The organism is Alistipes sp. UBA1686 (genome assembly GCF_002320215.1).
Taxonomy (GTDB): Bacteria; Bacteroidota; Bacteroidia; order Bacteroidales; family Rikenellaceae; genus Alistipes; species Alistipes onderdonkii.
In genome coordinates this window covers 121,717-145,659 of the sequence record NZ_DCKA01000013.1, presented here as the reverse complement: position 1 = coordinate 145,659, position 23,943 = coordinate 121,717, and the positions used below count along the sequence as shown (strand labels likewise).

Sequence of the window (23,943 nt, the reverse complement as noted above, 5' to 3'; positions counted from 1 at the left end):
CAACTTATAAACTAACCAAAATTCTTATGAAACGATTTTTAACTATGTGTGCGGGTATCTTGCTCATATGTCAATTTACCCCCCCCTCACGCTGGCGCAAAACGCTGGTTATGAGGTTAAAGGCGTAGTTGTCGACAAGTCCGGGATGCCGATCCTGGGCGCTACTGTCGTCGAAAAGGGCACGACCAACGGCGTCTCGACGGGCATCGACGGCGACTATGCCATCCGCGCCGCCGGCCCCGAATCGGTCATCGAGGTCAGCTATGTCGGTTACAAGACCGTCAGCCTGGTGGCCAGTTCGTCGCTGCTGGCGCACCTCACGCTCGAAGAGGATGCCATGGGCATCGACGACGTGGTGGTGATCGGCTACGGTACGGTCAAGAAGAACGACATGACCGGTTCGGTCGTGGCGATCAAGGCCGAAGAGTTCAACCGCGGCGCCGTGGTCTCCACACAGGACATGCTCAAGGGTAAGGTTCCGGGCGTGCATATCATCCCCGGCGACGGAGGCCCCGGATCGAGCGCCACCATCCGCGTGCGCGGTGCGGCTTCGCTCAACGCCTCGAACGACCCGCTGATCGTGATCGACGGGGTGCCCATCGCAGTCGACGGCGGCAAGGGTATGGCCAACCCGCTGGAGACGATCAACCCCAACGACATCGAATCCTTCACCGTGCTCAAGGACGCTTCGGCGGCGGCCATCTACGGTTCGCGCGCCTCGAACGGCGTCATCCTCGTCACCACCAAGAAGGGGCGCGGCAACACGCCCCGCGTATCGTACAGCGGCAGCGTGAGCGTCCAGACCAACTCCGACGAGCTGCCCGTGATGTCGCCCGGCGAGTTCCGCACCTACATCGACCAGGTATACCCCGCAGGTACGACCACGGGCGACAAGGTGCAGTCGATGCTCGGCGACAAGAACACCAACTGGCAGGATCTGGTCTTCCGCACCGCCATTTCGCATGACCACAACGTCAGCCTGATCGGCAACATCAACGACCGCATGCCCTACCGCGCATCGGTGGGCTATACCAACCAGCAGGGTACGCTCGAAACGTCGAAATACGAACGCGGGACGCTCGACCTGAGCCTCTCGCCCAACTTCTTCGACAAGCACCTCACGGTCAACCTCAACGCCAAGGGCGTCGTCACGTCGCAGCGCTACGCTTCGGGCGGCGTGGTGGGTTCGGCTGCCTTCTTCAACCCCACGATCGACCCCTACTTCCGCAACGACGACGGCTCGATCGACTACACGACCACCAACGGATACTGGAACTACGGATCGGGCCGTGGCGAGGACTTCACGCCCAACACCCTGCTGGGTGCGGGCCCGCTCTCGCAGCTCTACGACCGCGACAATACGGCGCGTGCCAAGCGTTTCATCGGCAACGCCCAGATCGACTATAAGGTTCACGGCTTCGAAGCGCTGCGTTTCAACCTCAACCTCGGCCTCGACGTATCGAGCGCCAAGACCTACGACGGCGTGAACCCCGGCTCGTTCCAGGCATACACCGACACCGAGGCCCGCGGCTGGGGACAGTATTCGTGGACGACGAACTTCCGCCGCAACCAGCTGCTCGAATTCTACGCCAACTTCAACAAGGAGTGGGGCATCCACCACCTCGACGTGATGGCCGGTTATTCGTGGCAGCATTTCTACAGCTCCGACCACTCGGTATCCTATTTCAACGAGACGCACGAGCAGAAGGGCGAGGATTCGCGCTACCCGTTCAACCGCCAGGAAAACTACCTGCTCTCGTTCTACGGACGCCTGAACTATTCGATCGCCTCGAAATACCTCTTCACCTTCACGCTGCGTGACGACGCCTCATCGCGTTTCTCGAAGGATACCCGCTGGGGCCTCTTCCCTTCGGGCGCCTTTGCGTGGAACATCGCCGAGGAGAATTTCCTGAAGGATTCGCGTGCCGTCTCGGCCCTCAAGCTGCGCGTCGGCGTGGGGCAGACCGGGCAGCAGGAGATCGGCTCCAATTATCCCTACCTGGCGCGTTACTACATGTCGACCGACGTCTATAAGACCTATTACATGGGCAGCGCCGGGCACATGTTCTACCTCACGCCGGGCGCCTACGACCCCAACATCAAATGGGAGACCACGACGACCTACAACGTCGGACTCGACTTCGGGTTCCTCGGCGGCCGCATCAACGGTAGCGTCGACTGGTACCTGCGCCAGACGGACGACCTTCTGAACAGCGTCATCACCCCCATGGGCTCGAACTTCGGCAACACGGTGCTCACCAACATCGGCTCGATGGAGAACAAGGGCGTGGAATTCAACCTGAATTTCATCCCCGTGCAGACCAAGGACTGGAACCTCACGGTCGGCTTCAACGGCACGTTCCAGCACACCGAGTTCACCAAGCTCAACAACACCGACGACCCCGACTACAACATCCAGACGGGAAGCATCACCAAGGGCACGGGCAACCTGCTCCAGATCCACAAGGTAGGCTATGCGCCCTACACTTTCTACTGTTTCCAGCAGGTATACGACCAGGACGGCAATCCGATCCAGAACGCGCTGGTCGACCGTGACAAGGACGGCAAGATCACACAGGCCGACCGTTACGTGACCGACAAGAGCCCCAACCCCGACTTCTTCTACGGCATCAGCCTCAAGCTGAGCTACAAGAACTGGGACTTCGGCTTCAACGGCCACGGTTCGGCGGGCAACTGGGTCTTCAACGACTTCGCCTCGGCCAACTCGACGTCCAACATCGACATCAACGCCGGCAACCTGCCCAACTTCGCACGGCTGGTCAAAAAGACCGGCTTTACGAAGGCCAACAGCGGCGAGCAGTGGTATTCGGACATGTTCCTCGAAAACGCCTCGTTCTTCCGCATGGACGACATCAACCTCGGGTACACGTTCAACAAGATCGGCAACTGGAAGGGTTCGATGCGCGTCGCCTTCGGCGTGCAGAACGTATTCGTCATCACCGATTACAGCGGCGTAGACCCCGAAATACCGGGTGTCAACGGCATCGACGGCTCGATCTGGCCGCGCCCGCGCACCTATTCGCTGCGTCTGAATGTAAACTTCTAAAAACGAACGAACCATGAAAATCGACATAAAACATTTCGCTATGGCGGCGGCAGGTGCAGCGATGCTGCTCACTTCGTGCATCGGAGACCTCGACACCCTGCCCCTCAACCCGTCCGACTCGACCTCGGAAACCGCCTACGGGAAGGACGAGAACGGCTACCTGGCCGGGCTCACCAAACTCTATTTCAACTTCGTCTCGAACGACACCACCGACCTGCAGGTCAGCGACGGCGGCGCCTCGGAGCTCATCCGCGCATTCTGGACGATCCAGGAGGTTACGGCCGACGCCTGCAAATGCGCCTGGGAGAACGACGCCTGGGTACGCGCCATGAATACCAACACGTGGTCCGACGCCGACAACGACGCGACCTACGCCGTCTACGTACGTACGTTGCAGGGCATCGCCTACGTGAACGAATACCTGCGCCAGACCGCCTCGGACAAACTCTCCGACCGCGGCGTGAGCAGCGAACTGTCCGCCAAGATCCAGAGTTTCCGTGCCGAAGCCCGTTTCCTGCGCGCCTATTTCTACTGGATCGCCCTCGACGTGTTTGGCGACGTGCCCTTCACGACCGAGACCTCGCCCTTCGGCGGCGGCGTGAACCCCAAACAGGCCTCGCGCAAAGATGTCTTCGACTACTGCATCTCGGAGCTGACCGACCTGGCGTCGGACGAAAGCGCGATGCCCGCCGCACGCTCGAACTACCCGCGTGCCGACAAGGGTGCGGTCAACGGCCTGCTGGCCCGCATGTACCTCAATGCCGAGGTTTACACCGGCACCCCGATGTGGACGGAGGCCAAATCCGCCTGCGAAGCGATCTTCGGCATGGGCTACTCGCTCTGCCCGGAGTATTCCGACCTCTTCCGCGGCGACAACGGCGAGAACGCCGACGCCCTGAAGGAGATCATCTTCGGCGTGGCCTACGACGCCGAGCAGACACAGTCCTACGGCGGCACGTCGTACCTGACGCTGGCTGCCATCGCCGCCACCGACGTGACGGCCGAACAGAAGATCAACGGCGTGAACAACGGCTGGGCCGGCATCCGCGTACCCTACGAATACGTGCAGAAATATTTCAACGCCCGCAACGCGGACTATACGACGGGCGAATATACGGTCAACGACAAACGCGGCGGGATGTTCTACATCAAAGGCCGCCAGGAGTCGATGAACGATGCGCTCTATGTCTTCCTCAACGGGTGGACTTGCCTCAAGTTCAACAATATCCCCCACAACATGACCAACGACGAATTCCTTGCCACGGCTGCATCGAAGGCATACAGCGACATCGACTTCCCGATGATCCGCCTGGGCGAGATTTACCTGATCTACGCCGAGGCCTGCATGAACCTGGGGCAGGCCAACACCGCGCTGCCGAAGCTCAAGGAGCTGACCGACCGCGCCGGGGTATCGGCCCCCTCGTCGGTCACGGCCGACTTCCTGCTCGAGGAGCGTGCCCGCGAGCTGATGTGGGAGGGGCACCGCCGCACCGACCTGATCCGCTACGGCAAGTTCACCACCCCGTCGTTCCTCTGGACATACAAGGGCGGCACCTTCACCGGACAGGGGTTCGATGATTACATGAAAATCTTTGCCATCCCTTCGTCGGAGCTCGCTTCCAACCCCGAACTGCACCAGAATCCCGGCTACGGAAACGCAACCGATAAATAACCAACCCTAAAAATCGTACGACTATGAAAATTACACGATATGCGATGATGCTGGCGGCCGCGACGGGGCTCCTCTCCGCCTGCCAGAAGCTCGACGAGGTAAAGGCCTACGACCCCGACAAGGTCGTGGCGCCCGTGCTGCATGCGCTGCCCGGTGAGATCGTCATCACGCCCGACAACATGGGCTCGACGCAGACCTTCACCTGGGACGCCGCCGACTTCGGCGTCCGCACCCAGATCAACTACTCGATCGAGGCCTCGTACAACGACGGTGCGAAGCTGGTGCTCTTCACGGGGATGGACGGCACCTCGTCCGAGCAAACCTATGAAAGCCTCAACAACATCCTTGCGCTGTCCGTGGAAGACGGCGGCCTGGGAGTACCCTCGGGCGAACCTACGGACGTGGATTTCTACATCAGCGCCACGATCGGCACCGACTTCGAAAAATTCTACTCCGCCCCTGTCACCGTCCGTATGACCGTAACCACGGCCGAGCGCACCTACCCCCGGATCTGGGTAATCGGCGACTACTGCGGCTGGAACTTCGACAACGCCCAGGGCCTGTTCTGTTTCTCCGGTGACGAGGTCACCTACGAAGCCATCGTAGACTTCGGCGAAAAGGCCGCCAACGGCTTCAAGCTGAGCGGCGAGGCCGGTTGGAACGATGCCTGCAACTGGGGCACCGACGGCGATGCTGCGGCTCCGGAAACGGAAGCCCCGTCGATCACGCTGATCTCCAGCGGCGGTTCCGGAAACATCATGGTCTATTCCAAGCGCTTCTACCGCTTCGTATTCGACCGTTCGACATTGACGTTAAGCAACAAGCTGTCGTTCAACTCGATGGGTATTATCGGCGATGCCACCCCGGGCGGCTGGGACACCGATACGGAGATGAATTTCGACACCCAAAAACAGCGTTTCTGGGTCGACGTCACACTGAGCGCCGGGGAGTTCAAATTCCGTGCGGACAACGACTGGACGATAAACTTCGGCGGGGCGGACGGACGCCTTTCGCAGAACGGCGACAACATCAAGGCCACGGCGGGCAATTACCGCGTATACGCCACCCTGAACAACTCTGCGGAGATCACCTACGAACTCAATGCCGGCGACTACGGCGCGGGCGGCGGCGAAGAACCCGACCCGGGGCCGGAAAAGGCCGACTGGTACATCCACGGCCAGACCGTCGCAACCCCCGACTGGGGCCCGACGGCCATGGAGAGCGCCAGCTCGAACATCGTGGCCTACAAGGCCGCAGGAATCGAGGTAGCCGCCAACTCGGAATTCCTCTTCAAGAGCGGCGACGAGTCGCAGTGGATCGGGGCCGACGCCGCATTCGCCGGCAGCAACCCCTACACCTGCACGATCGGCTCGGCCTTCAAGGTTTCGGCCGACAAGGTCAATGCCGTGATCGCCGAAGCCGGCACCTACGACTACTGGCTGCTGCCCGAGGCAGGACGCGCCTACGTGATGGCCGCAGGCGCCAAGCCCGAGCTGGTCGCCGACACATGGGGACTGGTCGGCAACATCACCGGATGGGGTGACCTGGGCGATTTCTCGATGAGCGAGGAGGGCGCCTACCTCGTTCGCAAAGGCGTAGCCCTGACCACCGCCAGCGAGTTCAAGATCCGCTTCAACAATGCCTGGGACGACTCCAAGAACTACGGCACGGCGTCGGGCGGTGCGGTCGACATCAACAAGGCGGTCGCCATCATCTCCAGCGGCGGTTCGCAGAACATGAAAGTCCAGCTCGACGGCACCTACGACATCTATTTCGACCTCGCGAATTCGCAGATATACATCATGTCCGAGGGCAAGACCCCGGCAGAGGCCGAATAACGGCCACCCTTTCACGGGACGGCACACAGAGGTTGCCGTCCCGTTTCTGGCCTGCCGTCCCTGACCGGACGGCAGGCCCCGAAACGAACTTTAACCGAGATTCCGCTATGAAAAAATTTCTTTTCCTGCTGCTGGCACTCGTACTTTCCGTATCCGTGTCGTGCAGCGACGACAAGACCGGCGATACCGGCGGCAGTATGCTCTCCGTGACCCCCACGGAGATAGAATTCGAAGCCGCAGGCGGCAGCCGGCTGCTCGACCTGCGCACCGATGCGGGCGCGTGGTCGCTGACGCAGAGCGACAATACCGCATGGTGCACACCGGCCCTCACATCGGGCAAAACCTCCACGTCGTTCGCGGTCACGGCGATCGCAAACGAGTCGTCGAAACGCTCCGCGACGCTTACCTTCACCGCCCCGGGCTGCGATCCGGTCGTCGTCACCGTGACACAGAGCGGCGATGCCTCCCAGGATTTCGAGGGTGAGCAGGTCATCGCCCAGCCCGATGCGTGGGACAACCGCAAACGCGCCGACATAAGCTACCAGCTGCTGGTATACAGCTTCGCCGACGGCAACGGCGACAAGGTGGGCGACCTGCCGGGGCTGACCCGGCGGCTCGACTACATCGACGCACTCGGCGCCTCGGCCGTGTGGCTCTCACCGATCCATCCGGCGGCTTCGTACCACGGTTACGACGTGCTCGACTACGAGGCGGTCAACCCCGCCTTCGGGTCGGACGCCGACCTGAGGGCATTCATCGACGCGGCCCATGCCCGCGGCATCCGGGTCTACCTGGATTACGTGCTCAACCATACGGGCAAAGACCACCCGTGGTTCAAATCGGCCGCCGCGTCCGAAGGGAGCCCTTACCGTGACCGCTATATCTTCTCCGAAGACCCGCAGGCCGACATCGCGGCCGGGCGGATCGACCAGATCGCCACGGAAGGCGCCGCAGGCTACGATGCCGGACAATGGTTCTCGACCGACACGGGGGCGGGTGCCGCCGGGCGCTTCAAGTTCGTACTCGACTGGACAAATGCCGACAGCCCGACGGTGACCGTTACCGAAACGACCGACGCCGCGGACGCGGACAACACGCAGGGCGGCCCGGACGACAAGTACCTCTATTTCGGCAACGGCACGAGCAAACGCTTCTACACCAGGGGCGGCAACAGCTACGAACTGACGCTCGACTTCGATTCCGACTGGGGATTCCTCGTCCGCACCTCGACCACGTCGTGGGCCGCAGGCACCAAATACGGCGCCCCGGACAACCGGACGATCATCCGGTTCGGGGAGCCCTTCACCCTGACATCGAACCGCTCGGCCGACCCGGCCAACGTGCAGTTCTCGCTGCCGACGATGTACCATTCGCACTTCTGGACGGCGGCATTCGCCGACCTCAACTACGGCAAAGCCGCCGAGGCGGAGCAGTCCGGGGCGTTCAAGGCCGTCGCCGAAGCGGCTGACAAGTGGGTACGCATGGGCGTGGACGGGTTCCGCCTCGATGCCGTGAAGCACATCTACCACAACGCCTACAACGACGAGAACCCCACGTTCCTCAAGAAATTCTACGACCGCATGAACGAGACCTACAAGGCCGCCGGCGGAGAGGGCGATTTCTACATGGTGGGCGAGATGCTCGACGAAGCGGACAAGGCGGCACCCTATTACCGGGGGCTGCCGGCACTGTTCGAATTCACGTTCTGGTACAAGCTCAAATGGGCGCTGCAAAACGGCATCGGATGCTATTTCGTCAAGGACATCCTCGACGTGCAGCCCCTCTACGCACAGTACCGCAGCGATTACATCGAAGCCACGAAACTTTCGAACCACGACGAGGATCGCACGGGCTCCGACCTGGGGCAGTCCGTCGAAAAGATGAAGGTGGCGGCCGCCGTACTGCTCACGGCGCAGGGCGCACCCTACATTTACCAGGGCGAAGAGCTCGGGTACTGGGGCACCAAATCCAACGGCGACGAATATGTCCGCGCCCCGATCCTGTGGGACAAGGCGGGCAACGAACTGGCTTCGGGAAGCCTCTCAGGCAAGATCGACATGCAGATGCTGACCGCAGCGATCTCGGTCGAGGCGCAGGCCGACGACGACGGTTCGCTGCTCAACCTCTACCGCACGTTCGCCCGGCTGCGCAACACCTACCCCGTGCTGGCGCAGGGCAAGATGGTCAAACACCCGGTCTACAACGACGGCAACACCTCGCAGCAATCCATCGCGGCCTGGTACCGCGAGCTGGACGGCGAACGGATGCTCGTCGTGCACAACTTCGGCCGGGAGGAGCAGATACTGACCCTTACCGACCAACCGGACAAGGCAGTAGGCGTCTCAGGTGAAGTGAAACTTCAGCGCGGCGACGCTTCGTCGAAACTGCTCATGGGTGCCTGGTCGTCGGTAGTGTTCGCGCTCTAAACGACTCGCCATGAAACGGTTGCCCGCATTACTTCTCGCAATGGTACTGGTTGCCTGCGGCACACGGCCGCAGCAACCGGCCGCCCACCCCGACTGGAGTTACAACTCGGTCGTCTACGAAATGAACGTGCGCCAGTACACCCCCGAAGGGACGCTGGCGGAGGCCGCACGCCACCTGCCCCGGCTCCAAGAGATGGGCGTGGACGTCGTCTGGCTGATGCCCGTCTACCCCATCGGCGTCAAGGAGCGCAAGGGAACCCTCGGCTCGTACTACGCCATCTCCGACTACGAAGCCGTCAACCCCGAATTCGGCACGCTGGAGGATTTCGACCGGTTCCTGGCCGAAGCCCACAGACTCGGGCTGCGCGTGATCCTGGACTGGGTGGCCAACCACACCTCGCCCGATGCCCGCTGGATCGAGGAGCGTCCGGCCGACTGGTATGTGCGCGACTCGCTGGGCAACACCATCGTGCAGTACGACTGGACGGACATCGCCAAGCTCGACTACGGCAACACGGACATGCGTGCCGCAATGGCGGCCGCCATGCGTTTCTGGCTCGACCGCGGCATCGACGGATTCCGCTGCGACATGGCGTGCGAGGTACCCATCGACTTCTGGCAGCAGACGCTGCCCGCACTGCGGAAGGAGTACCCCGGCATCTACCTGCTCGCCGAAGGCAAAGCCCCCGCATTGCACGACGGGGCGTTCGACGCCTCATATGCGTGGGAACTGCACCACCTGCTGAACGACATCGCACAGGGACGGAAAAGCGCCGCAGACCTGCGTGCCTACGTCGCCAGAGACTCCGCTGCCATGCCGCGCGAGGCGTTCCGCCTGATGTTCACCTCGAACCACGACGAAAACTCGTGGGCCGGGACGGAATTCGAGCGCATGGGCGACGCAGCACGCGTGATGGCGTTGCTGACCTTCACGCTGCCCAACGGGCAGCCGCTCGTCTATACCGGACAGGAGATGGGGTTCGACCACCGCTTCGAGTTCTTCGAGAAAGACCCCGTACCCGCGTGGGAACATAACGGGTTTACGGATTTCTACACCGCACTGATCCGGCTGCGCCACGAGAACCCGGCGCTCGCGGCCGGAGAACGCGGCGGGCAGGCCGCATACCCGCTCGGAGAACGAACACCCGACGGCCTGATGCTGTTTTCCCGCACGGCCGGCGGCAACGAGGTGACAGTCGCTGCGAACCTCAGCGCGGAGGAGGTCGCATTCGACCTGCCGTTCGAGGGCTCGCGCCGCGAGTTCTTCACCGGGAAGGAATACACGGGCGGCACCCGCACCGTGCTTCCCGCATGGCAGTGGCTGGTCTTCGCACAAGACAGGAGATAAGGGTTGCGGACATGCGCCGGGGATGCGCGGAAACAGCGCCGGGAACCCGATAGCACCCGACGGGAATAGACAGTAAACCATCCGAGAAGCACGGGGATGCGCATGAGAAGCACAAGGATGCCCCGGGCGAAACGGGAATCGCTGGAAACCGATTTTTTGCTAACTTTACAAACGACGATATTTTGAACCGATTTTTCATGACACTCGCAGCAGCCGGACTGCTCTCCTGCACAGGGACAGGACAGTCCGCATTCGACCCCGCCTCGGTGGCAGACGCCTCGGGCGAGGTTACCCGCGTCGAACCCCTCTCGTGGTGGACGGGAATGCAGACCCCGCTCCAGTTGCTCGTCAACGGGGCCGGCATCGCGGCATACGACGTCCGCATCGAAGGCGGACAGGGCGTCGGGGTGAAGGCCCGCCACAAGGCCGACAGTCCCAATTACCTATTCGTGGACGTGGAGGTGAAACCCGACGCGGAGCCGGGCACCTACTACCTCGTATTCTCGCAGGGGGAACGGCAGTTCAAGGTTCCCTATGAGATCGCGGCACGCGCCGAAGGCTCGGCCGCACGCAAGAGTTTCACCACGGCCGACATGATCTACCTCCTGATGCCCGACCGCTTCGCCAACGGCGATGCGTCGAACGACTCGACGCCCCACACGCGGGAGCGCGCCGACCGCAGCGCCTTCTTCGGCCGCCACGGGGGCGACCTGCAGGGGATGATCGACCACCTGGATTACATCGCAGGGCTGGGCGCCACGGCCGTATGGCCCACGCCGCTGCTGCTGGACGACGAACCCGAAGGTTCGTACCACGGCTACGCCTGCGGCGACTACTACCGCATAGACCCCCGGTTCGGCTCGAACGAACTGTATCGGGAGTTCGTCGGCAAAGCCCACGAGCACGGGCTGAAGGTGATTATGGACATCGTCACCAACCACTGCGGCACGGGCCACTGGTGGATGAAAGACCTACCTTTCAGGGACTGGATACACCAGTTCCCCGAATACACCGGGACGAACGTCTGCTTCTCGACGAACATGGATCCCAACGCTTCGCGCTACGACCTCGACCTGCAGGAGAGCGGCTGGTTCGTGCCGTCGATGCCCGACATGAACCTCGACAATCCCTACGTGCTGCAATATTTCAAGCAATGGGCCGTGTGGTGGATCGAGTATGCCGGCCTGGACGGGTTCCGCGTCGACACCTACCCCTACAACGAGAAGGTGCCGATGAGCGAGTGGTGCGCGGCCGTACGCAGGGAATACCCTGATTTCAACATCGTGGGCGAATGCTGGACGTCGTCGATCCCGCAACTGGCATACTGGCAGGGCGGCAATCCCAACAAGGACGGCTTCGACTCGCACCTGCCGTCGATCATGGATTTCCCGCTGCAGGAGGCCATCTGCCGGGCGCTGCCCACCGACTCGCTCCGCTGGGGCGAGGGCATGACGCGCGTCTACGACTGCCTGTCGCACGATTTCGTCTACCATGACCTGTCGAAAATGATGATCTTCGTCGCCAACCACGACACCGACCGCATCGGCGACATCGTACGCAGAAACCCCGACCGGCTGAAACTCTCGATGGCGATGCTGGCCACGATGCGCGGCATCCCGCAGATATTCTCGGGCGACGAGATGATGTTCACCTCGAAAGACCTCTCGCAGGGACACGGCGGGCTGCGCGTGGATTTCCCCGGCGGCTGGGAGGGCGACGCGGTGAACCTGTTCGACCCCGCGCAGCGCGATGCGGTACAGGCGGGGCTCTTCGACTACACGCAGCGGCTCTTCCAATGGCGCAAGTCGAAGCCCGTGATCCACAACGGCCGCACGATGCACTTCCTCTCGCGCGACAACACCTACGCCTATTTCCGTTATGACGACACCGACGCGGTATTCGTCTTCATCAACAACTCGCGGGGCAAGAAACAGGTGCCGTGGTCGCACTATGCCGAGATCGCCTCGGGGCTAAGCGACGGGCGCAACGTCCTGACGGGCGAAGCCACGGAGGTGGACGATGCCACCACGGTCGGCCCGCGGCAGGCGCTGATCGTAGAATTCAAACGTAAATAACAAGACCGAACCATGAAGAAAATATTTTTATATATCTCCGCGCTGCTGGCCGGTGCAGCCTGCACGGCACAGGAGACGCTCCTCTCGCCCGACGGCCGCCTCCGCCTGGAATTCAGCCTGGCGGATGGAGGCCGCCCCACCTATACGCTCGATTACAAGGAGCGCCCCGTGATCCTGCCCAGCGGCATGGGGCTCGAACTGCGCGGCGAAGCCCCGAAGCTGGAATTCGGAGCTGAAATCCGCAAGGGCGAACCGGGGCGCCCGGTATCGCTCTACGACGGGTTCACCCTCGGGCAGGTGGCCCGCAGCGAGTCCGACCAGACATGGCGTCCCGTATGGGGCGAGCAGGCCGAGATCCGCGACCGCTATAACGAAATGGCCGTCACGCTGCGGCAGGCCGCGACAGGCCGCGACATGACGATCCGCTTCCGGCTCTACGACGACGGGCTCGGATTCCGCTACGAATTCCCCGAACAGGAGTCGCTGACCTATTTCGTCATCGGCGAGGAGAAAACACAGTTCGCCATGACGGGCGACCACACGGCGTTCTGGATCCCGGGCGACTACGACACGCAGGAGTACGACTACACGGAGTCGAAGCTCTCGCAGATACGGGAGCTGATGCCCGGCGCCATCACGCCCAACTCGTCGCAGACGCCCTTCTCGCCCACGGGCGTACAGACGGCCCTGCAGATGAAGAGCGACGACGGGCTCTACATCAACATCCACGAAGCGGCGCTGGTCGACTATGCGTGCATGCACCTCGACCTGGACGACCGGAATTTCATCTTCACCTCGCACCTTACGCCCGACGCACAGGGGTGGAAAGGCTACATGCAGGCGCCCTGCCATACCCCGTGGCGCACGGTGACGGTCTCGGACGACGCCCGCGACATCCTCGCCTCGCATTTGATCCTGAACCTCAACGAGCCGTGCGCCTATGACGACACCTCGTGGATCAAGCCCGTGAAATACATGGGCGTATGGTGGGAAATGATCACCGGCAAGAGCGACTGGGCCTATACGCGCGACGTGCCGTCGGTACAGCTCGGCGTGACGGATTACGCCCGATGCAGGCCCAGCGGCCGCCACGGCGCCAACAACGAGAACGTGAAGCGGTACATCGACTTCGCGGCGGCACACGGGTTCGACCAGCTGCTCGTCGAAGGCTGGAACGTCGGCTGGGAGGACTGGTTCGGGCACACGAAGGATTACGTCTTCGATTTCGTGACCCCCTACCCCGATTTCGACATCGCCGCACTGAACGAATATGCGCACGGGAAAGGCATCCGGCTGATGATGCACCATGAAACGTCGGCTTCGGTGCGCAACTACGAACGCCACCTGGAAGCGGCCTACCGCCTGATGAACAAATACGGGTACAACTCGGTCAAGAGCGGGTACGTGGGCGACATCCTGCCCCGCGGCGAGCACCATTACGGGCAGTGGATGAACAACCACTACCTCTATGCCGTCCGCCGGGCCGCCGACCACAAGATCATGGTCAACGCCCACGAGGCGGTGCGCCCAACGGGCCTCTGCCGCACCTACCCCAACCTGATCGGCAACGAGTCGGCACGCGGCACGGAGTACCAGGCGTTCGGCGGCTCGAAGCCCCACCATGTGACGATCCTGCCCTTCACGCGCCTGCAGGGCGGCCCGATGGACTACACACCCGGCATCTTCGTGATGGACGTCGCGGAGGTCAACCCCGGCAACCACTCGCACGTCAACGCGACGCTCGCCAACCAGCTGGCGTTGTACGTGACGATGTACTCGCCGCTGCAGATGGCGGCAGACCTGCCCGAACACTATGAAAAATACATGGACGCGTTCCAATTCATCAAGGACGTGGCCATCGATTGGGACGAGAGCCGCTACCTGCTGGCCGAGCCGGGCGACTACATCGTCGTGGCGCGCAAGGCCAAAGGCACGGGCGAGTGGTTCGTGGGCGGCGTGACGGACGAGAACCGCCGTACGGTGACGCTCCCGTTCGACTACCTCGCCCCCGGCAAGGAGTATGTGGCGACGCTCTACGCCGATGCCCCCGATGCCGATTACCAGACCAATCCGCAGGCGTATGTCATCCGCACCGGGAAGGTCGGACAACGCACGGAACTCGACGTGGAGATGGCGCGCGGCGGAGGCTTTGCAATCTCCATACGCGAGGCAACCGACGCAGACCGCAAACTCCGCAGGCTGAAATAACGGAATTTGCCGTTCGCACGGCGATCATGCCGGGAGCCCGCACAGCCGGCGCCGGTGCAGAACCCGTCCCCCGGCACGGCCGCGGACGGCAGCAGACCGCCCGGCCTCCACTGCCAGTAGGCACGCGACACTCGGCAATGTCCGGCAGCGGCAACGGAATGCCCGCACAGCCCCCTCAAAAAATCCTTTGCCCCTTGTTCCATAGGAACAGGGGCTTTTTTATGCGTATTTTTAAATTATTTTGCTATTTTTGCCCTCGGTACCACCCAATATTCACGCTCAAAATCAAAACCATGACACTCAACGAATACCAGCAGCACGCACTCGAAACGGCAATCTATCCCGAAAATCGTCGCATCATCTACCCCACGCTCGGGCTTACGGGCGAGGCGGGCGAAGTGGCCGACAAGGTCAAAAAGGTCATCCGCGACGCCCACGAGGAGTTCTCGGACGAGAAGCGGCTGGAGATCGTCAAGGAGATCGGCGACGTATTGTGGTACTGCGCGACGCTCGCCCGCGACCTGGGGTACGAACTGGACGACGTGGCGCAGATGAACGTCGACAAACTCCGCTCGCGCATGCAACGCCACATCATCTCGGGCAGCGGCGACAACCGCTAAGGACATGGAAGATTATATCTTACGGGAGATCAACAGGATCGGGGAGCTGATCGCCGCCCTGATGGCCAAAATCGGGCTGATGAGACAATCAGCCTCCCCGGAGCAGATACGGACGACGGCCAAGACGGAGCTGGCCGAGAAACTGGACATCGACATCGACACGTTGCTGGATGAGGCGGATTTCATCGGCCGGCTTACGGACGAATACGGGTTCGGCGACCAGGAACTGGACAAGTTCGCCGAACTGCTCTTCGACATGGCGGCCGCATCGGAGCAGCACGCGGAACGGCTGCGCCTCGCGGCTGCCGTCGGCGCGATATACAGTTATCTCGACGCAAAGAAAGCCCCGGCGTCGCTGAACCGCTACTACATTCTCAAAGACCTGGACAAGTACATCAAAGAACCTTAATAAATGGAACAGGAAAAACAACTTACGTCATTGCCCGAGAACGCCTACCGGGAACTCAAACCGGGCGAAGAGTACACGCCCATCATGCCCGCCTCATCGTCGCCCAGGGAGGTGACGCCCTACTCGGTCACGATGGGTATCGTCATGGCCATCGTCTTCTCGGCCGCCGCGGCCTTCCTCGGCCTGAAGGTCGGGCAGGTATTCGAAGCGGCGATCCCGATCGCCATCATCGCCGTCGGCATGGGCAACGTGATGGGTAAGAGGAACATGCTGGGACAGAACGTCATCATCCAGTCGATCGGCGCCTCGTCGGGTGTGATCGTCGCGGGTGCCATCTTCACCCTCCCGGCGCTCTACATCCTCGGGCTCGACGCGGCATTTTACCAGGTGTTCCTCTCGTCGCTCTTCGGCGGGCTGCTGGGCATCGTGCTGCTGATCCCGTTCCGCAAATATTTCGTCAAGGAGATGCACGGGAAATACCCCTTCCCCGAGGCTACGGCCACGACCGAGGTGCTGATCTCGGGCGAGAAGGGCGGCAACCAGGCCAAACTGCTGGCCGTGGCAGGTCTCATAGGCGGCCTCTACGACTTCGCGGTAGGCACGTTCGGCATGTGGACGGAGTCGGTATCGACGCGCATCTGTGCGTGGGGACAGGTGGCAGCCGACAAGTTCAAGGTGGTATTCTCGCTCAACACGTCGGCCGCCGTATTGGGCCTGGGCTACATCATCGGATTGAAATACGCCATGATCATCACGGCGGGTTCGTGCCTGGTGTGGTTCCTCGTCGTACCGCTCGTCGGGTCGCTGGCCGACACGATCGACCCGGCGGCCATGGCCTCGCTGCTGGGCGTGACGCGCGCCGACATCCTCGCCGACCCCGCCAGCATCTTCACGGCAGAAAACCTCTTCGCCTTCATCGGCAAACCGCTCGGCATCGGAGGCATCGCCATGGCGGGCATCATCGGCATCGTCAAGCAGTCGAAGATCATCCGCCAGGCCGTAGGGCTGGCCGTATCGGAACTGGGGGGGGGCAACAAAACCGCCCCGGCTGCGGTAGAACGCACGCAGCGCGACCTGACGATGAAGCGGATCCTCACGATCCTGATCGCCACGCTCATCTCGGTCTTCGTATTCTTCCACTTCGGCCTGCTGGACGGCTGGATACAATCCGTCACGGCCATCCTGATCGTCTTCGTCATCGCGTTCCTCTTCACGACCGTGGCGGCCAACGCCATCGCCATTGTCGGCACGAACCCCGTGTCGGGCATGACGCTGATGACGCTGATCCTCTCGTCGCTGGTATTGGTGAGCGTCGGGCTGAACGGCACGACGGGCATGACGGCGGCGCTGATCATCGGCGGCGTGGTCTGCACGGCGCTCTCGATGGCCGGAGGGTTCATCACCGACCTGAAGATCGGTTACTGGCTCGGCACGACGCCCCGCAAGCAGGAGGCCTGGAAATTCCTCGGCACGTTCGTTGCTGCGGCGACCGTGGCGGGCGTGATGATCATCCTCAACAAATCGTACGGGTTCGTGGACGAAGGCGCCCTCGTAGCCCCGCAGGCCAACGCCATGGCAGCGGTAATTCAGCCCCTGATGACGGGCGGGCAGACCCCGTGGATGCTCTACTTCTGCGGCGCGGCACTGGCGCTGGTGCTGACCTCGATCGGTGTTCCGGCCCTCGCATTCGCGCTGGGCATGTTCATCCCGATGGAGCTGAACGCACCGCTGGTCGTGGGCGGCCTGGTGGCATGGTTCGTATCGAACCGTTCGAAGGACGAGGGGCTCAACAAGGCGCGTTTCGACCGCGGAACGCTCATCGCCTCGGGCTTCATCGCCGGCGGCGCGCTGATGGGCGTGGTGAGCGCCCTGCTCAAGTTCGCCGAGGTGGACTGGTTCCTGAGCGGCTGGGCGGACTCGAACGCCGCCGAGTGGACGGGGCTGGCGATGTACCTCGTACTGATCGGCTATTTCGCATGGCACACGCTCCGGGCAAAAAAAGAGGAATAAACCATAAACAGATATTGTCATGGATTTAAAAGAAAGATTCCTGAAATACGTCTCCTACGACACCCAGTCGTCGGAGGAGAGCACGACGTTCCCTTCGACCGAAAAACAGAAAGTACTGCTGGCCGCCCTGCGCGACGAAATGGAGGCATTGGGCATGACCGAGGTCTCGATGGATCAGTACGGTTACGTGATGGGCACCGTCCCTGCGACGCCGGGTTGCGAGAATGCCCCGGTGATCGGGTTCATCGCCCATGTGGACACCTCGCCCGACATGAGCGGCAAGGACGTCAAACCCCGCGTCATCGAGGAGTACGACGGCTGCGACATCGCACTGAACGGCCAGCTGACGATGCGGGTCGCGGATTTCCCCGAGCTGGAGTTCTTCAAGGGGCACACGCTGATCCATACCGACGGCACGACGCTGCTGGGTGCCGACGACAAGGCGGGCGTGGCGGAAATCATGACCGCCGCCGAGTACCTGCTCGCACACCCGGAGGTGAAACACGGCAAAATCCGCATCGGCTTCACGCCCGACGAGGAGGTGGGCCGCGGGGTCGATTTCTTCGACGTCAGGGCCTTCGGCGCCGACTTCGCCTACACGGTAGACGGCGGTATGGAGGGTGAGCTGGAGTACGAGAACTTCAACGCCGCGAGCGCCAAAATCGACATCCAGGGGCGCAACGTCCACCCGGGATACGCCAAGAACAAGATGGTCAATGCGCTCGACGTGGCGTGCGAACTGCAAGGGCTGCTGCCGGCCGCCGAACGTCCGCAGTACACCGAAGGATACGAAGGGTTCTACCACTGCGTAGGGCTGAACGGCACGGTCGAGAAAGCCTCGGTCAGCTATATCATCCGCGACCACGATGCGGAGAAATTCGAGCAGAAAAAGGTATTCATGTGGGCCTGCGTCGACCTTTTGAAGAAGAAATACGGCGACGGGGTGCTGACCCTGACGCTCAAAGACCAGTATTTCAACATGCGCAAGATGGTCGAGCCGCACCCGCAGGTGATCGACAAGGCGCTCAGGGCCATGGAAATGGCCGGCGTGAACCCGATCGTACGCCCCATACGCGGCGGTACGGACGGCGCACGCCTGTCGTTCATGGGGCTGCCCTGCCCCAACCTCTTCACGGGGGGCATGAACTTCCACGGCAAATTCGAATATTGCTCGCTCACCACTATGCACAAGGCAGTGCAGGTGATCCTGAACCTGGCGCAGTTGTGGGCGGAATAACATAACGTATATATGGATAGCTTCGGTTTTCTGAAAGTGGCGGCAGCCGTGCCGCACGTACGGGTCGGCGACTGCGATTTCAATGCGGAGCGCATGGCCGCTATGGCCGACGAAGCGGCACAGCGGGGCGTGGAGATCGTCGCGTTCCCCGAGTTGGCCCTGACGGCCTACACCTGCGGCGACCTGCTGCTGCAACCCGCACTGCTCGACGCGGCCGACGAGGCGTTAGCAAGACTGGTACGCGACACGCGCAAGCTGCCGCTGACGATGATCGCGGGGGCACCGCTGCGCCACGCTCAGACGCTCTACAACTGCGCCGTGGTCTTCACGCAGGGGCGCATACTGGGCGTCGTCCCCAAAACCTATATCCCCGACTATACGGAATTCTACGAGAACCGCTGGTTCGCATCGGGCGCAGGCATCTCCGAAGAGACGATCCCCGTCGCGGGGCAGGCTGCGGATTTCGGCGCAGGCCTCACGTTCGAGGTCAACGGCACGGAGTTCGGCGTGGAGCTGTGCGAAGACCTCTGGACGGCAGTGCCGCCCTCGTCGCACATGGCACTCAGCGGCGCGAAGGTGATCTTCAACCTCTCGGCATCGCCCGAGGCCGTCGGCAAGCACGCCTACCTGCGGCAGCTCGTAGCGCAACAGTCGGCACGCACGATAGGGGGTTATGTCTACTGCTCGGCCGGCTTCGGCGAATCATCGACTGACCTGGTATTCGCCGGGAACGGCATCATCGCCGAAAACGGAAAGATCCTGCGCGAAGCGAAGCGTTTCGTGCTCGAAGAGCAGTTGGTGGTGGCCGACCTCGACATCGAGCGGCTGGAATTCGAACGCCTCAGGAACACCTCGTTCCGCGTGAATGAAGGCGCGGCGGAGAACACCGTGATCGAAATGGAAATCCCCGAAGGGCTGCGCGCGGCGGCGCTCGACCGCGAAATCGACCCGATGCCGTTCGTGCCGCAGGACGAAGCGCACCGCAGCCAGCGCTGCGAGGAGATCTTCCAGATACAGTCGCACGGGCTGGCCAAGCGGCTGGTACACACGCGCTGCGAGAAGGCCGTGGTCGGCATCTCGGGCGGGCTCGACTCGACGCTGGCGCTGCTCGTGGCGGTACGCACGTTCGACAAGCTGCAACTCGACCGCACGGGAATCATCGGCATCACGATGCCCGGGTTCGGCACCACGGATCGCACTTACAACAATGCGCTGGAACTGATGCGCAGCCTGGGCGTCACCGTGCGCGAAATCCCGATCCGCGACGCCTGCCTGCAACACTTCAGGGACATCGGGCTCGACCCCGAAGACCGCTCGGCGGCCTACGAGAACAGCCAGGCACGCGAACGCACGCAGATACTGATGGACGTCGCCAACATGGAGGGCGGGCTGGTAGTCGGCACGGGCGACCTGAGCGAACTGGCCCTGGGATGGGCGACTTACAACGGCGACCAGATGTCGATGTACGGCGTGAACGCCTCGGTGCCCAAGACGCTGGTGCGCCATCTGGTAAAATGGGTGGCCGACACCGAATCGGATGCGGGGGCCCGCGCCACGCTGCTCGACATCATCGACACGCCGGTCAGCCCGGAATTGCTGCCGGCGGACAAGGACGGCAGGATCAGCCAGAAGACCGAAGACCTGGTAGGCCCTTACGAACTGCACGATTTCTTCCTCTACAACTTCATCCGCGGAGGTTACCGCCCGGCAAAGATCCTGTTCCTGGCCGAACAGGCATTCCGCGGCAGCTACGACCACGCTACGATCCGGAAATGGCTGGAGGTATTCTTCCGCCGCTTCTTCTCGCAGCAGTTCAAGCGCTCGGCAATGCCCGACGGCCCGAAGGTCGGTTCGGTGGCTCTGTCGCCCCGGGGCGACTGGCGTATGCCTTCGGACGCCTCGGCAGCCGTATGGCTCAAGGAACTCGAAACACTGTAAACCGTAAATACGAATAAATAAAAATGAAGAAAACCCTTTTGTCCATCGCCGCGTCACTGCTGCTCGCAGGCGGCACCGCGTCGGCACAGGACTGGCAGGAAGCACTGAAAAAGGCCGCGACGGAGGCCGCAGACAAGGCGACAGACGGCAAACTGACCCAATATGCGCTGGTCGGGACATGGAACTACTCCGCTCCGGGCGTAAAATTCGAAGGCAACGACCTGCTGAGCCAGCTCGGGGGATCGGCGCTCGAAGGTACCGTCAAAAGCCAGCTCGACAAGGTCTACCAAACGGTGGGCATCAAGTCCGGCGCAGGTTCGGTCACATTCGGCAAAGACGGCGCATTCAGTACCCAAATGGGCAATTACAAATTGTCGGGCACCTATACGTTCGACCCTTCGACCCATGTGGCCGCGATGAAATTCGCCAAGGAGAAACTCGGCAAGGAAAAGCTCGACTTGGGCGAGGTTCCGGGACACGTATCCCTCAGCGGGACGAAAATGATACTGGTCTTCCCGGTCAGCAAGCTCATCGAGATCATCAAATCCTACGGCAGCAAAATCTCGTCGATGGAGACTATCGTCGCCCTGCTCGAACAGTACAAGAACGTATACATCGGATTCGAATTCAGCAAGGAAACGGGAGAAAATGCGAAATAGTTGAAAAAAATTCATATTTTTTTCAAAATGACAGATTCACGGCGGATCTGTCATTTTTTATTACGGATATTTACCGATCGCTCCCCGCACTCCCCCGGACAGTAAGCAGATGGGGTGCAGAAGTCGCAAACGGCATAAGTAAAATATTTTAGCAATTTCTTAAAGAACTTGCAAAACTCGAACAGATACATTATTTTTACCACCGAACAGATTCCACAAACCCTTAAACACAGATTGACTATGAACGAGCAAGCACATCAGTACGTCGAAGATTTCATGGCGCAACTAATCCTCCGCAATCCCAATGAGCCGGAATTCCACCAGGCCGTCCGCGAGGTCGCCGAATCGCTGGCTCCCCACATCGTGGCGAGCCCCGTATTGCAGAAAATGAAAGTTCTGGAACGCATTGCGGAACCCGAGCGCGTCATCATTTTCCGTGTGCCCTGGCTCAACGACAAAGGCGAGATCGAGATCAACCGCGGCTACCGCGTGCAGATGAACAGTGCCATCGGCCCCTACAAGGGCGGCATCCGCTTCCACCCTTCGGTCAACCTGTCGATCCTGAAGTTCCTCGCCTTCGAACAGACCTTCAAGAACAGCCTCACGACGCTGCCGATGGGCGGCGGCAAGGGCGGCTCGGATTTCAACCCCAAGGGGCGCTCGGACAACGAGGTGATGAAATTCTGCCAGTCGTTCATGACCGAATTGCAGCGCCACATCGGACAGGACACCGACGTCCCGGCAGGCGACATCGGCGTCGGCGGCCGTGAAATCGGCTTCATGTTCGGACAGTACAAGCGCCTGCGCGACGAATTTACGGGAACGCTCACCGGCAAGGGACGCGACTGGGGCGGCAGCCCGCTGCGCCCCGAAGCGACGGGCTACGGCACCTGCTACTTCGCACAGGAGATGCTCGCCACGCGCAAGGAGTCGTTCAAAGGCAAGACCGTCTGCATCTCGGGATCGGGCAACGTGGCACAGTATGCCTGCCAGAAGGCGACGCAACTCGGTGCGAAGGTCGTGACGCTCTCCGATTCGTCGGGTTACATCCACGACCCCGAAGGCATCGACAAGGCAAAACTGGAATATGTAATGGAATTGAAAAATATCTTCCGCGGACGTATCAAGGAGTACGCCGACCGCTATCCGTCGGCCAAGTACTACCCCGGCGAGCGCCCGTGGGGCGTGAAGTGCGACATCGCCATGCCGTGCGCCACGCAGAACGAGCTGAACGGAGACCAGGCGCAGGCGCTCGTGGACAACGGCTGCATCTGCGTAGCCGAAGGGGCGAACATGCCCTCGACCCCCGATGCCATCCGCATCTTCCAGCAGCACAAGCTGCTCTTCGCCCCGGGCAAGGCTGCCAATGCCGGCGGCGTTGCGACCTCGGGGCTCGAAATGACGCAGAACTCGATGCGTATCACCTGGTCGCCCGAAGAGGTCGACGCAAAACTCCGCTCGATCATGGTGAACATCCACTCGGTATGCGTGCAGTACGGCACCCAGCCCGACGGCTACATCAACTACGTAGTCGGAGCCAACATCGGAGGCTTCATGAAGGTCGCCAACGCCATGCTGGCGCAGGGTTGCGTATAAACCGGCAGCCAAAGTATCAAGTATTGGAAAATCCCGGGCTTCCTTGCCAGAAGCCCGGGATTTTTTATTGTCCGTGCGCGAATTATCCGTGTGCGAAGGGTATCGTGCCGAGGAGGGATTCGTGCGGAGACCCGCACCGGAAGCATATCCGGCCCGAAAACGGATTACAGGAACAGCACAGCCAGCGTCGCGACGGCAAAGCCGCCGCAGAAACCCGCAAGCACCTGTTGTCCGTTATGGCAGCCGAGGTAAAGGCGTGCAGAAGCCAGCGCGCCCGCACAGAGGATGGCCACCATCAGCGGCACCATCATGTTGCCTACGCCCGCAACGTTCATCACCACCAGCAGCGCCACGGCAGCGCCCATGGCCGTAAGGTGCAGGCTGATCTTCCAGTAGAACGACACGACGAGGCAGAGCACTTCGCAGCACGCCGCGGCGATCATGAACTTGCGCAGGAAAATGGCCGACGGGATCTTGGCGATGGTGATGGCGCAAAGCACGTAGCAGACGGCCCCGACCAGCAGCGGCAGCAGCCGCTCGCGCCGGTTGTCGATCTTGAAGTCGGAAATGCGTCCCAGCGAGCGCAGCACACCCAAGGCCAGCAGGGGGATGATCATCGCATAGAGTACGACCACCCACAGCAGGTAGAACTTCACATTGGCGGGATAATGCGCGAAAACGGTGAGCGTCAGCAGCACGACGATCAGGTAAAGGGGCAGCAGGAACGGGTGCAAGACCCACGATATTGCGTTCGAAAGTTTCTTATACATCATTCAAATTTGTCACGGTTTCCTCCCCCCAGCCGTCCGGCAATTGTCCATCCGGCGGGAAGGCATATTT

General features: G+C 61.5%; 15 protein-coding genes. 14 read left to right on the top strand and 1 reads right to left on the bottom strand.

Annotated elements, in window-relative coordinates; genetic code table 11:
* Positions 1-67 precede the first annotated feature (67 nt).
* From B3C38_RS05105 to gdhA, 14 genes are all read left to right on the top strand, one after another.
* Positions 68-3,067: a SusC/RagA family TonB-linked outer membrane protein gene (locus B3C38_RS05105; RefSeq protein ID WP_286725988.1), complete on the top strand. Its 3,000-nt coding sequence runs from the start codon at positions 68-70 to the stop codon at positions 3,065-3,067.
* A gap of 13 nt (positions 3,068-3,080) precedes the next feature.
* Positions 3,081-4,739 (top strand): RagB/SusD family nutrient uptake outer membrane protein, encoded by a 1,659-nt coding sequence (locus tag B3C38_RS05100; RefSeq protein WP_286725986.1) that lies wholly within the window; start codon positions 3,081-3,083, stop codon positions 4,737-4,739.
* A gap of 23 nt (positions 4,740-4,762) precedes the next feature.
* Positions 4,763-6,577, top strand: coding sequence for a SusE domain-containing protein (locus B3C38_RS05095; protein WP_286725984.1), 1,815 nt, complete (start codon positions 4,763-4,765; stop codon positions 6,575-6,577).
* A 107-nt stretch (positions 6,578-6,684) separates the two neighbouring features.
* The gene (locus B3C38_RS05090) at positions 6,685-9,003 is read left to right on the top strand and encodes an alpha-amylase family glycosyl hydrolase (protein WP_286725982.1); all 2,319 of its coding nucleotides are present in this window, start codon (positions 6,685-6,687) and stop codon (positions 9,001-9,003) included.
* 40 nt (positions 9,004-9,043) lie between these two features.
* Positions 9,044-10,351, top strand: coding sequence for an alpha-amylase family glycosyl hydrolase (locus B3C38_RS05085; RefSeq protein ID WP_349677385.1), 1,308 nt, complete (start codon positions 9,044-9,046; stop codon positions 10,349-10,351).
* 182 nt (positions 10,352-10,533) lie between these two features.
* On the top strand, positions 10,534-12,426 hold the full coding sequence (locus B3C38_RS05080) for a glycoside hydrolase family 13 protein (RefSeq protein WP_276791100.1): 1,893 nt from the start codon (positions 10,534-10,536) through the stop codon (positions 12,424-12,426).
* Positions 12,427-12,438: 12 nt separating this feature from the next.
* Positions 12,439-14,634, top strand: a complete 2,196-nt coding sequence (locus B3C38_RS05075) for a glycoside hydrolase family 97 protein (RefSeq protein ID WP_022332457.1) — start codon at positions 12,439-12,441, stop codon at positions 14,632-14,634.
* Between the two features lie 293 nt (positions 14,635-14,927).
* Positions 14,928-15,254, top strand: coding sequence for a nucleoside triphosphate pyrophosphohydrolase family protein (locus B3C38_RS05070; RefSeq protein WP_022332459.1), 327 nt, complete (start codon positions 14,928-14,930; stop codon positions 15,252-15,254).
* Between the two features lie 4 nt (positions 15,255-15,258).
* A complete protein-coding gene (locus tag B3C38_RS05065) occupies positions 15,259-15,663 on the top strand; it encodes a hypothetical protein (protein WP_022332460.1) in 405 nt (134 codons plus the stop codon).
* 3 nt (positions 15,664-15,666) lie between these two features.
* Positions 15,667-17,673, top strand: a complete 2,007-nt coding sequence (locus B3C38_RS05060) for an OPT family oligopeptide transporter (protein ID WP_286725953.1) — start codon at positions 15,667-15,669, stop codon at positions 17,671-17,673.
* Positions 17,674-17,692: 19 nt separating this feature from the next.
* Positions 17,693-18,910 (top strand): peptidase T, encoded by a 1,218-nt coding sequence (pepT, locus tag B3C38_RS05055; protein WP_022332462.1) that lies wholly within the window; start codon positions 17,693-17,695, stop codon positions 18,908-18,910.
* Between the two features lie 12 nt (positions 18,911-18,922).
* Positions 18,923-20,848, top strand: coding sequence for an NAD(+) synthase (locus B3C38_RS05050; protein WP_022332463.1), 1,926 nt, complete (start codon positions 18,923-18,925; stop codon positions 20,846-20,848).
* A 23-nt stretch (positions 20,849-20,871) separates the two neighbouring features.
* Positions 20,872-21,507, top strand: coding sequence for a DUF4923 family protein (locus tag B3C38_RS05045; RefSeq protein WP_153918974.1), 636 nt, complete (start codon positions 20,872-20,874; stop codon positions 21,505-21,507).
* A 240-nt stretch (positions 21,508-21,747) separates the two neighbouring features.
* Positions 21,748-23,103 (top strand): NADP-specific glutamate dehydrogenase, encoded by a 1,356-nt coding sequence (gdhA, locus tag B3C38_RS05040; protein WP_286725949.1) that lies wholly within the window; start codon positions 21,748-21,750, stop codon positions 23,101-23,103.
* Positions 23,104-23,267: 164 nt separating this feature from the next.
* Here the strand turns inward: gdhA and B3C38_RS05035 are convergent, their stop codons facing one another.
* The gene (locus B3C38_RS05035; protein WP_286725947.1) at positions 23,268-23,876 is read right to left on the bottom strand and encodes a hypothetical protein; all 609 of its coding nucleotides are present in this window, start codon (positions 23,874-23,876) and stop codon (positions 23,268-23,270) included.
* Between the last annotated feature and the right edge of the window lie 67 nt (positions 23,877-23,943).

What these genes read in the sequence shown, in the direction of transcription:
- B3C38_RS05105 (WP_286725988.1), top strand. Translation starts at nt 68, where the DNA reads ATGTCAATTTACCCCCCCCTCACGCTGGCGCAAAACGCTGGTTATGAG.
- B3C38_RS05100 (WP_286725986.1), top strand. Translation starts at nt 3,081, where the DNA reads ATGAAAATCGACATAAAACATTTCGCTATGGCGGCGGCAGGTGCAGCG.
- B3C38_RS05095 (WP_286725984.1), top strand. Translation starts at nt 4,763, where the DNA reads ATGAAAATTACACGATATGCGATGATGCTGGCGGCCGCGACGGGGCTC.
- B3C38_RS05090 (WP_286725982.1), top strand. Translation starts at nt 6,685, where the DNA reads ATGAAAAAATTTCTTTTCCTGCTGCTGGCACTCGTACTTTCCGTATCC.
- B3C38_RS05085 (WP_349677385.1), top strand. Translation starts at nt 9,044, where the DNA reads ATGGTACTGGTTGCCTGCGGCACACGGCCGCAGCAACCGGCCGCCCAC.
- B3C38_RS05075 (WP_022332457.1), top strand. Translation starts at nt 12,439, where the DNA reads ATGAAGAAAATATTTTTATATATCTCCGCGCTGCTGGCCGGTGCAGCC.
- B3C38_RS05070 (WP_022332459.1), top strand. Translation starts at nt 14,928, where the DNA reads ATGACACTCAACGAATACCAGCAGCACGCACTCGAAACGGCAATCTAT.
- B3C38_RS05065 (WP_022332460.1), top strand. Translation starts at nt 15,259, where the DNA reads ATGGAAGATTATATCTTACGGGAGATCAACAGGATCGGGGAGCTGATC.
- B3C38_RS05060 (WP_286725953.1), top strand. Translation starts at nt 15,667, where the DNA reads ATGGAACAGGAAAAACAACTTACGTCATTGCCCGAGAACGCCTACCGG.
- pepT (WP_022332462.1), top strand. Translation starts at nt 17,693, where the DNA reads ATGGATTTAAAAGAAAGATTCCTGAAATACGTCTCCTACGACACCCAG.
- B3C38_RS05050 (WP_022332463.1), top strand. Translation starts at nt 18,923, where the DNA reads ATGGATAGCTTCGGTTTTCTGAAAGTGGCGGCAGCCGTGCCGCACGTA.
- B3C38_RS05045 (WP_153918974.1), top strand. Translation starts at nt 20,872, where the DNA reads ATGAAGAAAACCCTTTTGTCCATCGCCGCGTCACTGCTGCTCGCAGGC.
- gdhA (WP_286725949.1), top strand. Translation starts at nt 21,748, where the DNA reads ATGAACGAGCAAGCACATCAGTACGTCGAAGATTTCATGGCGCAACTA.
- B3C38_RS05035 (WP_286725947.1), bottom strand. Translation starts at nt 23,876, where the DNA reads ATGATGTATAAGAAACTTTCGAACGCAATATCGTGGGTCTTGCACCCG.